This window comes from Prosthecobacter sp. (genome assembly GCF_029946185.1).
Lineage (GTDB): Bacteria > Verrucomicrobiota > Verrucomicrobiia > Verrucomicrobiales > Verrucomicrobiaceae > Prosthecobacter.
Genome location: NZ_JAQSEA010000016.1, coordinates 1 through 8,580, shown reverse-complemented (window position 1 = coordinate 8,580; position 8,580 = coordinate 1). Strand labels below are relative to the sequence as shown.

Annotated in this window: 8 protein-coding genes and 2 tRNA genes; 2 read left to right on the top strand and 8 right to left on the bottom strand. The window is 59.2% G+C overall.

The window, feature by feature from the left end:
* Nucleotides 1–185: 185 nt before the first annotated feature.
* The 8 genes from rplJ to PSV43_RS01005 form a co-directional block, all read right to left on the bottom strand.
* On the bottom strand, nucleotides 186–809 hold the full coding sequence (rplJ, locus tag PSV43_RS01040) for a 50S ribosomal protein L10 (RefSeq protein WP_300192785.1): 624 nt from the start codon (nucleotides 807–809) through the stop codon (nucleotides 186–188).
* Nucleotides 810–828: 19 nt separating this feature from the next.
* Nucleotides 829–1,527, bottom strand: a complete 699-nt coding sequence (gene rplA, locus PSV43_RS01035) for a 50S ribosomal protein L1 (protein ID WP_300192783.1) — start codon at nucleotides 1,525–1,527, stop codon at nucleotides 829–831.
* A 53-nt stretch (nucleotides 1,528–1,580) separates the two neighbouring features.
* The gene (rplK, locus tag PSV43_RS01030) at nucleotides 1,581–2,006 is read right to left on the bottom strand and encodes a 50S ribosomal protein L11 (protein WP_300192781.1); all 426 of its coding nucleotides are present in this window, start codon (nucleotides 2,004–2,006) and stop codon (nucleotides 1,581–1,583) included.
* Between the two features lie 57 nt (nucleotides 2,007–2,063).
* On the bottom strand, nucleotides 2,064–2,633 hold the full coding sequence (gene nusG, locus PSV43_RS01025) for a transcription termination/antitermination protein NusG (protein WP_300192779.1): 570 nt from the start codon (nucleotides 2,631–2,633) through the stop codon (nucleotides 2,064–2,066).
* Between the two features lie 39 nt (nucleotides 2,634–2,672).
* Nucleotides 2,673–2,891 carry a preprotein translocase subunit SecE gene (locus tag PSV43_RS01020; RefSeq protein WP_300192778.1) on the bottom strand — a complete coding sequence of 73 codons (219 nt, stop codon included), beginning with the start codon at nucleotides 2,889–2,891 and terminating at the stop codon, nucleotides 2,673–2,675.
* A 42-nt stretch (nucleotides 2,892–2,933) separates the two neighbouring features.
* Nucleotides 2,934–3,009: transfer RNA gene (locus PSV43_RS01015), tRNA-Trp, on the bottom strand.
* Nucleotides 3,010–3,159: 150 nt separating this feature from the next.
* Nucleotides 3,160–4,344 (bottom strand): elongation factor Tu, encoded by a 1,185-nt coding sequence (gene tuf / locus PSV43_RS01010; RefSeq protein WP_300192776.1) that lies wholly within the window; start codon nucleotides 4,342–4,344, stop codon nucleotides 3,160–3,162.
* Between the two features lie 75 nt (nucleotides 4,345–4,419).
* Nucleotides 4,420–4,494, bottom strand: a tRNA-Thr gene (locus tag PSV43_RS01005).
* 292 nt (nucleotides 4,495–4,786) lie between these two features.
* Here PSV43_RS01005 and PSV43_RS01000 point away from each other — a divergent pair.
* Complete coding sequence (locus tag PSV43_RS01000) at nucleotides 4,787–5,233, top strand: thioredoxin family protein (protein ID WP_300192774.1); 447 nt, start codon at nucleotides 4,787–4,789, stop codon at nucleotides 5,231–5,233.
* Nucleotides 5,234–5,245: 12 nt separating this feature from the next.
* The gene (locus tag PSV43_RS00995) at nucleotides 5,246–6,598 is read left to right on the top strand and encodes a vWA domain-containing protein (protein ID WP_300192772.1); all 1,353 of its coding nucleotides are present in this window, start codon (nucleotides 5,246–5,248) and stop codon (nucleotides 6,596–6,598) included.
* Nucleotides 6,599–8,580: the final 1,982 nt, after the last annotated feature.

Here is an 8,580-nt window from a genome sequence, read left to right as displayed (position 1 = left end):
ACTTGCATCACAGTCAAGCCACTCAGTTCTTCAACGATTTTATTCAGGTCAGCCATATTATTTTGTCGGTGTCGCCGCGTTCCGCAGCTGCGGATTATTTAAGAGCAAAAGCTTTTGCCCCGGCGAGGAACCATTGGGAGTTAGGGTATTCAGGCCGTTTGACGGGCCATCTGGTCAAATGGGGTTTAAGCAGCAGGTGCGGCTTCAGCAGCAGGTGCGGCCTCAGCAGCAGGAGCAGCGGCAGGAGCAGCGGCTTCAGCAGCGAGTGCGGCCTCAGCAGCAGGAGCAGCTTCCTCAGTGGCAGCCGGGGCGGCTTCTTCAGCAGGTGCGCCATCCTTATCGGCCTTGGCTTGGAGCACGCGGGCGAGGGCGGAAGCCGGAGCCTGGAGCATACCGAGGAGCTGGGAGAGCAGCACTTCGCGGGAAGGCAGATCAGCCAGGATTTTGATGGCTGCGGTGTCCAGCATGTTGCCGTCGAGCACGCCGACTTTCATCACCGGCTTTTCGAACTCGGCCTGGAAATTCTTGAGGATTTTGGCCGCGCCGAATACGTCTTTCTCACCCGTCACGTAGGCGCTCTGCCCAACGAGGTGGTCACCAATTTCACCTGGATAGCCGGCCTTTTCGGCAGCCTTCTTCACCAGATTGTTTTTGAAGACGTGGATCTCCGCTCCGACAACGCCAAGGCGCTTGCGCAGTTCGGCAAATTTCGCGACCTTCAGGCCGGTGTAATCGACGACGAACAGGAATGGGGAGGCGTTGACCCGTTGTACCAGGTCATCAATGAGCAATGTTTTGAGTTCTTTCATGTTACAGTGCTTCTATAAATTAAAGTTTGACGTACTTCGACACGTCGATGCGAAGAGCAGGCGACATGGTGGCGGCGAGAGTGATGGTTTCGACGTAGCGGCCACGGGCGGATGCTGGCTTGGCACGCACCACGGCTTCGATCAGCGCGGTGGCGTTGTCCGTGAGCTGGGCCACTTCGAAGGAAGCCTTGCCGACGGAGGAGGCGATGTTGCCGTTCTTGTCGAGCTTGAAGTCAGCACGGCCTGCTTTGACGGCCTTGACTGCTGCGGCGGTGTCGTCAGTGACGGTGCCGGTACGTGGGTTTGGCATCAAACCGCGAGGTCCGAGCTGCTTACCCAGTTTACGCACTTCGGTCATCGCAGCCGGGGTGGCGATGGCGACGTCGAAGTCGGTGAAACCTTCTTTCACCTTGGCGATAAGGTCTTCGTTGCCGACGATGTCAGCACCGGCGGCCTTGGCGGCCTCAGCGGCAGCGCCTTGGGCGAAGACGGCGACGCGCACCGTCTTGCCGGAGCCGTGAGGCAGCGGGCAGGTGCCACGGACCATCTGGTCGCTCTTCTTCGGATCCACACCCATGCGGAACGACAGGGTGACGGTCTGGTTGAACTTGGTGCCAGGGAGTTTGCGCAGGAGTTCGGCCGCTTCTTCGAGCGTGAATGCCTTGCCTGCCGGAACCATCTCGGCTGCTTTCTTGTAACGTTTGCTTCTCTTTTGCATGATGTAAGTGCAGTGGTGGCGAACTGTGACGTTCTCCTGCTTCGGTTGAGTGATTAGTCGATGATTTCGATGCCCATCTGGCGTGCAGTGCCCGCCATGATGCGGGATGCCATCGTGAGATCGGTGGTGTTAAGGTCAGCAATCTTGAGCTTGGTGGCTTCGAGGAGCTGGGCCTTGGTGATTTTGGCGACCTTGATCTTGTTCGCTTCCTTGGAACCGCTGGCGATGTTCGCGATTTTCTTCAGGAGGTTGGAAGCCGGAGGCTGCTTGGTGATGAAGGTGAAGCTCTTGTCCTTATAGACAGTGATCACGGTTGGCAGGACGTCACCACCGAGTTTCGAGGTGGCGGCGTTGAACTCCTTGCAGAAGGCCATGATGTTCACACCGGCCTGACCGAGAGCAGGGCCGATGGGCGGTGCGGGGTTGGCGGCACCAGCTTTGATCTGGAGCTTGATGAGTTTGATGATTTCCTTGGCCATGTCTTTGTGTTCCTTGCTTGCTTGCTTGAGTTGAGATTCAGGGGGCGGCGGAGCGGCTTATGCCTTCTCAACCTGCCAGTATTCGAGATCGACCGGAGTGGAGCGCCCGAAAATATTAACGGAGACGCGCAGCACGCCGCGTTCTGGATCGATCTCTTCGACGATGCCGTTCTGGCTTTCGAAGGGACCATCGGCCACACGCACGGTGTCGCCGAGGTTGAAGGCAATCTTGGGCACAGCGCCTTCAGATTTGTCGCCCACCTGGGCCAGCATGGCCTCCACTTCCTTGGCGCGCATCGAGATCGGGTGATCTTTGGTGCCGGCGAAGTTGAGGACGCCGTCGGTTTCTTTGACGAAATACCAGGTCTTCTCCACCAGACGATTGTGCTCGTCGAGGAGGTGGCAGTTGGCGATGACGTAGCCGGGGAAGAACTTGCGGTTGCTTTCAGAGCGCTTGCCCTTCTTGACTTCAGCAACGCGCTCCATCGGCACGAGAACCTGGAAGACGTAATCACCCATCTCCTCTTTCTCAATACGGCGGAGCATGCTGTCACGGACCTTCTGTTCAAGGCCGGAGCGGACGTGGATGACAAACCACTGGTCGCGGGGTGAGGGGATAGCTCCCATAAGAATTCGGAAAAAGGGTGTTGGGGTGAAAACGGAGAATTATGCGCCCAGCTTCTGCGCGGCTTCAAAGGCCCACTTGAAACTGATGTCAAACGCTGCCACGAAGCCTCCGAGGAGGATCATCGCGATGAAGACCACCACTGTGGATTCAATCAATTCGCGGTATTTGGCGAAGCCCTTTTCTTTAGGATCCCAGGGCCACGTGGCCTTCTTGAGTTCGAGGATGACTTCGCCGATGTATTTGCGGATGCGACTCATGTGAAGCGTTTCGTTTTCTACGGATGTTTCCGGGATTATCGCTGGCAGGCCAGGAGGGACTCGAACCCACAACCAATGGTTTTGGAGACCACTACTCTACCAATTGAGCTACTGACCTGTGTTAGCGAGAAAAGCTTCCCGGAATGAATAACGGATGGAATCAAATTTGCAAGTCCGGCACCTCGTTTCGCCTCCCAGCAGGAGACGAAATCACCGCCGGGTCTGTGCGCCAGACCCGGCGGGATTCGAGACAAACGAACTGCGCGAACTAGTCGAGGATGTTGGCAACGCGGCCAGCACCGACGGTCTTGCCACCTTCACGGATAGCGAACCGGATGGTCTTTTCCATGGCGATCGGGGTGATCAGCTCGACTTCGATCGAGACGTTGTCACCAGGCATCACCATTTCAACACCTTCAGGAAGCTTCACGCTGCCAGTCACGTCCGTGGTGCGGAAGTAGAACTGTGGGCGGTAGTTGTTGAAGAAAGGTGTGTGGCGGCCGCCTTCGTCCTTGGAAAGAACGTACACCTCTGCGGTGAACTTCTTATGAGGAGTGACGGAACCTGGCTTGGCGATGACCTGACCGCGCTCGATGTCGGTCTTCTTCGTGCCGCGAAGCAGAAGGCCGACGTTGTCGCCTGCACGACCTTCGTCGAGCAGCTTGCGGAACATTTCGATGTCGGTGACGGTGGTCTTCATCGTCGGACGGATGCCGATGATTTCGACTTCAGACATCTTCTTGACGATACCACGCTCAACACGGCCGGTGCAGACGGTACCACGACCTTCGATCGCGAACACGTCTTCGACTGGCATGAGGAAGTCCTTGTCAATCGGACGCTCTGGGAGAGGGATGTAGCTGTCGACAGCATCCATGAGCTTCAGGATATTGGCTTCATGCTCAGGATCGCCTTCGAGGGCCTTGAGAGCAGAACCCTTGACGATCGGAATGTCGTCACCTGGGAAGTCATACTTGGAAAGAAGGTCGCGAACTTCCATTTCGACGAGGTCGAGGAGTTCTGGATCATCAACCATGTCCACTTTGTTCATGAACACCACGAGGGCAGGAACGCCGACCTGACGGGCAAGCAGGATGTGCTCACGGGTCTGGGGCATTGGGCCGTCAGCGGCGGAAACGACGAGGATACCACCGTCCATCTGAGCGGCGCCGGTGATCATGTTTTTCACATAGTCAGCGTGTCCGGGACAATCGACGTGAGCATAGTGACGCTTTTCGGTCTCATACTCCACGTGGGCGGTGTTGATCGTAATACCGCGTTCCTTTTCTTCAGGAGCTGCGTCGATCTGATCGTAGGCGCGTGCCTGAGCGAAACCTTTCTTGGAAAGGACGGTCGTGATGGCGGCGGTCAGGGTGGTTTTGCCGTGGTCAACGTGGCCAATGGTGCCGATGTTGACGTGCGGCTTGTTGCGTTGGAATGCTTCTTTAGCCATGGGTGGAGTTAGTTGAGGGGGTGCGCTTGGGACTGGTTCGTTTGTCGTGTTTCGAAGATCCCCACGGACTGCCACTGGAGCTGTTAGAGGGACTTGAACCCTCGACCTCGTCCTTACCAAGGACGTGCTCTACCACTGAGCTATAACAGCGTAACCGGCGGCGGTTTGGTGAGAAACCTCCTCCTCTTTCGACAAGAAAACCGGGATATGACAACCTCCATGACTGACGTCAGGAGACAGTACACCCCGGCTTGGTTCCGAAAAAGTGGCTCGATACTAGGGCTGTTGGGGGCACAGTCAAAGACTATTTCGATTGTTTGCGAAAGATCCAGCCTCCTCATCCCGCTGAAATCCCCCTGCCCTGCCCCCGGATATTTTTTTGCTTGGCTGTAGAGCGCCGGTTTCATACCCTGCGGACAACCCATTAATTCCCTTTATTCCTATGAAAAAATTACTTCTCACCACCCTCTCCCTCCTCACCCTGGCCACGTCCGTGCTGGCCAAAACCGGCTGGGATGACGATTATGAAAAGTCTCTCGCCAAGGCGAAGGAGGCCAAAAAGATGGTGCTGCTGGACTTCACCGGGTCCGACTGGTGCGGCTACTGCATCAAGCTGGATGACGAGGTCTTCTCCAAATCCGCCTTCAAGAAATTCGCCAAGCAAAACCTCGTGCTCGTCGAGCTCGACTTCCCACACAACACCCCTCTGCCCAAGAAGACCAAAGCGCAGAACGACGCCCTGGGCAAAAAATTCAAGGTCAATGGCTATCCTACCATCGTCCTGCTCGACAGCGACGGCAAGGAAGTCACCCGCTGGGTCGGCTACGATGCGGAGCTGCTCAGCAAGCTCGAAGCCAAGGCTGGCTCAGCCAAAACCACCGCCAAGTAGCTGACACGCGCCATGCGCTCAGTCGTTTCGTGCGGGCTTGCAGTCGCTCTTGCGGCTTCATTCCTGCACGCAGCGGAGGATGTGGCCCCGGTGCTCAAAGGCATCGTCAAAAACGCCCGCAACGGCGACCAGGAGGCGCTGGCTCCACTGAAGGACCTCCACGCCCAAAGACTCGCGGGCGAGGCCGTGCTCACCCTCGTAGGCGACAAGCGCACGGGCCTTGGCATGAAGATGCGCCTGGCCGAGATCGTGGCCGGCTGGCCTGCGGGCGAGGGCCGCAAAGCCCTGGTGGACTGGCTGCTGCGGCACCCCGCCTGCGATGGCGACGCTCTGCTGTTTTTCTCCAGCATCCACCTGCTGGAGACGCGCAGCTTTTTCTGGAATCTGCTCACCCAGGTCAAAGGCCCGCTCGCGGCGGTGAAAGAGCCGGAGCGGCTCGCCCTCGCCGCCCGGGCGCTCGGGGCCTTCCCGGACAATCCCGACCCCGTGGTGGCCCGCGTGGCCGCGCTGCTGGACCCCGCCAACGCCCACGTCATGCGCGCCTGCGCCGCAGAGGCTCTGGGCGGCATGCGCAGCCTCCTGGCCCTGCAGTCCCTCCTGCCCTACCTGAACGACGAAGCCATCGGCGATGCCGTCCACGGCTCGCTGTTTCAGCTCACCGGGCAGGACTTTGCCAACGACCCGGAAAAGTGGAAGGCCTGGCTGGCCGCACAGGGCGCGAACATCCCGTGGAAAAGGCTCTCCCGCAGCGACTACGCGGAATTCCTCAAGCTGCAGAAGCTCCTCAAGCCGCTGGATGACGACCCCGCCATGAACATGGCCTCGTTTTACGGCGTGGAACTCCGTGGCAAAGGCGCGCTCTTCATCCTCGACGTGAGCGGCAGCATGAGCGCCGACGGCCGCATCGGCAAGCTCAAGGGGCAGATGAGCAACCTCCTCACCGCCCTGCAAAACAAATCGGACAAGCTGCGCTACGGCATCGTTACTTTTGGCGACCAGGTGGACTCCTGCTTCTCCGCCCGTGGCATGGCACTGAACGACGAGAAAAACCACAAGCTGGCTGTGCAGTTCGTGGACCGCATCGATGCCGACGGCGGCACCCCCATGTGCGCCGCCTTCGACCACGCCCTCACCCGCATCCTCCCGGAGGGCAGCATCGACACCCTCTACTTCCTCAGCGACGGCCAGCCCAGCGACGGCACCCCCGCCCAGGTGCTGGATCTCGCCCAGCGCATCCACACCCAGTTCAAGGTCCGCATCCACTGCATCAGCATCGGCGAAGAGACCCTGCCCGGCAGCACCGAGCCATCCTTGCTCAATCAGATCGCCACAGCGTGCGGCGGGACGTTTACGGTGCCGCCGTGAGGCGGTGAGGGTTCGTCCTCGACCCTACCGTCCTTGGTTGCCGGTTGCCGGTTGCCCACCCTATATTCTCACTGCGGCAACCGGCAACCGACACCTTCCCAAACCCGGTTGGCTTGCGCAAGCAGGGGCATCCTGTAGCACTGAATGGCAATCCATGGTATTTTTTGGCAGATACCGCCCAGATGGAACGGCAACCATTTACCCCCTGCTGGTTGCCGTGATTTCCGAGCGCGGAGGCTGCGAATCATGCCTAACCGGAAGCGCTGGGCGGATTGGAAGGAGCGGGACCATCCTGGTCCCTCACGCTCCGCACACGCCCTCCGTCCCGCGCTGGATGTTTTGGGAGGAGCGGGACACTCTTGATCCCTGCTTGGGAAGAGCGCTGGGAGAACGCGGCGCGCTGAGGGATCAGGATGATCCCTCTCCTGCCGGAGGCGCTGGGCGGTTTGGAAGGAGTGGGACCATCCTGGTCCCTCACGCTCCGCACACGCCCTCCGTCCCGCGCTGGATGTTTTGGGAGGAGCGGGACACTCTTGGTCCCTGCTTGGGAAGAGCGCTGGGAGAACGCGGCGCGATGAGAGCTCAGGATGATCCTTCTCCTCCGCCAGCGGGCACCGAGACTTCCACGGTTTCCACCGTTTCAACGGGGGGTGGTGTGTCTCCGACCCCGCAGCCGCACCGAGACTTCCACGGTTTCCACCGTTTCAACGGGGGGTGGTGTGTCTCCGGCTTCCCTGCTACACCGCGAACCAGTACTGTCAGGCGAAGCCGAGAGTCATGGAATCGAAAACTTGGCCTAGGCCTTCGCTGAGATCAAAAAACGCAGCGGCAGCAAGGAATGAACACCCCCATTGGTAAACTGCATGCATCCCCTAAGGGTAGATCATTTACTAACGCCCAATGCCTGAAAAGCTGCCGAGCTTTTGGACTGCGGCTGCGCAACCCTGAAGGAGTGGAGCTGCCGCTTTCGCGCGTCTCGTGGCAAGCGCGTGCTGACCGGCCTGCGGTACTCAACCGGCTCCCACTTTCGACCATACTTAGGTGAAGGTGAGCCGACCTGCTCGTCGAAAGCGGTAGCTCCGTTCGTTCCTCAATTCGCAACCGCACTCCATATCTGAGAGATCTGACAACGTGCTTTGCGAGCTGCCCTCAACCCATGCCATGTCCAACCTCCCCCCGCTGGTTGCCGGTTGCCACAGCGCGTATATAGGGTGGGCAACCGGCAACCAAGCGCTGACGACCGCGCCAAACGCTGCGCAGGAATCTGCAGCAGGCGGCAGCCGATGGAACGCTGTGGCAATGGGATGCACGCCGATGAAGAAACTCACGGCCATGAGCCCCGAAAAGACGGCAACCAGAGGTGGGCTTGGGTTGCCATGATTTCGCGGCATGCTTCGGAGCTTTCCATGCCCCCACCCGGCACGGGCTTATGCTCACACCACCCCCCGTTGAAACGGTGGAAACCGTGGAAGTCTCCATGTGTGCGGGGCTGGGTTGTCACCACCCCCCGTTGAAACGGTGGAAACCGTGGAAGTCTCCATGTGTGCGGGGCTGGGTTGTCACCACCCCCCGTTGAAATGGTGGAAACCGTAGAAGTCTGCCTTCGGCTCTCGCAAGCCCCAAGGACGGCGCACCTTGTTCATCGCCTGCGATACAACAGACCCGAAATCACGGACCCGCACAGCGGTTCCCTACCATCCCGAACGCGCCGCGAGGGGCTGGTAGGGACGCGTTGTGCGCGTCCGTAGAATCCTTCGTCCCATCGCGTTCTGCGGCCCCATCGCTCCCCCCCTTTTCACTGTGCCCGCGTTTGGCCGCAGGGTTGTGGACGCATCGGGAAAGAGAACGACCACCAATCCGCATTCAAGACCCAGCGACGCTACAAGAACGAGAACGAGAACGAGAACGAGAACGAGAACGAGAACGAGTAGGAGGACGAGGACGAGTAGGAGGACGAGGAGGAGTAGGAGGACGAGGAGGAG